We start from the raw sequence: 1,456 nt of genomic DNA, 5'->3' as shown, positions 1-1,456 counted from the left end.
AGCGCTTGTCATGTCTCATGACTTTGTAGACACTTCATGTCTCATGACTTCGTAGACAGTTGGTGTCTCACGACTGTGTGGACACTTCGGCTTGGGACTTGTTTTGCCGGCCTTTGAGGGGCGGGTACTTTGTTCGTTTCTTGCGGGTGCCTTGTGGGTCTGCGACGACTCCTGTGGGTTTCCCGTTGCCGACGTAGGTGGTTCCGTGCGGAGGTCTGGGGTGAGTGATGATCTCGGTGCCTTGTGCTCCGAAGAACATGATGGTGGTGTCGTCGTAGATGATGTGCACGGTGGTGCCGATGTGTTCTTTGCCCATTTTGAAGTGGGTTCCCAGGATCGTCACGGACCCGTTCCGGTCCACCGTTCGTTGCGCGCTTTGCCTGTCCGGTGCGGGCGTGACCGGTTCAGGAACGGTTGGCGGGGGTGTTTTCGGGGTGGCGTTCCATGCTTCCTGGGGTGTCATTCCCGCGGGTAGGCCTTGATGTTCGCGTTCGTTGTTGTAGTAGAGATCGAAAGCGTCGACCTGCAATTGCAGGGCGGCCAGTGAAGGGGCCGGGAGTTGCCGGTGCAGGTATCGGTGCAGGGTTTGGTGGAAGCGTTCGTTCTTGCCTTGGGTGGTGGGTTTGTAGGGTTTGCCCGTGATCGGTTCGATGCCTCTGGCTTTGAGGAACTCCACGAGGACTCCGGTGCGGCCGCGGCGGGTGGGATTCAGTGCCGAGCCGTTGTCGGAGAGGAATTTCTGCGGTGCTCCGTGGCGTTCGATGGCCTGGGTGACGACAGTAATCGCGGCGGCGCTGGTTTCCCCGGTGGCGACCAAGGACGTCAGCGCGAGTCGTGAATGGTCATCGATGAGCTGAAAGATCGCCACTGTCTTTCCGTCAGCGAGTTGCCATTCAGTCGAGTCGATCTGCCAGCACGCATTGGGTTGCGGATAGACGAACCTTTTGTAGGCGCTTCGAGGCTTCTTCCGCGGTTCGGGCATCACGACACCGGCCCGGGAAAAGATCCTGGCCACGGTGGCACGCGAGGGCGGCCTGAAGCCCTGCCTGGAGAGCTTCGCGATGACAGAAAGCGGGCCGTGATCGAGCCCGCCCTCCCGCAGTTCCTCCCTGGTGCCCAGCAGTAACCCGACCATGGCCGGCGTCGTGCTGGTCGACATTGTCCTCGGAAGCGTGGGCTTTTTCTCCAACGCCTTCACCGGCCCCACCTCAGCTGCCGCCGCCCGGACCCGGTAGAACCAGGCCCGGGAAACATCGTGCTTCCTGCAGAAAGCAGTTACAGCACCCCTGGGCGAATCCTCAGACCACGTTGCCACAGCATGCCGGATCCTGATGTCCGGCTGGGATTTACTCATGAACAGCAGCAAACCCGCCAACGAAGTGTCCACGATGTCCTGAGACAGAGTGTCTACGAAGTCATGAGACAGAACTGTCTATTAAGTCATGAGACTCCACAG

Annotated in this window: 1 protein-coding gene; it reads right to left on the bottom strand. The window is 59.8% G+C overall.

Annotated features, from left to right (window positions below):
* Positions 1–67: 67 nt before the first annotated feature.
* The gene (locus ACIQH5_RS22430) at positions 68–1,387 is read right to left on the bottom strand and encodes a DDE-type integrase/transposase/recombinase (protein ID WP_400407850.1); all 1,320 of its coding nucleotides are present in this window, start codon (positions 1,385–1,387) and stop codon (positions 68–70) included.
* Positions 1,388–1,456 lie beyond the last annotated feature (69 nt).

Origin of the sequence: Paenarthrobacter sp. NPDC091711 (assembly GCF_044756605.1) — a bacterium.
Classification (GTDB): Bacteria; Actinomycetota; Actinomycetes; order Actinomycetales; family Micrococcaceae; genus Arthrobacter.
The sequence above is the reverse complement of the archived record's forward strand: the minus strand, read 5'-3'. Positions and strand labels throughout refer to the sequence as shown.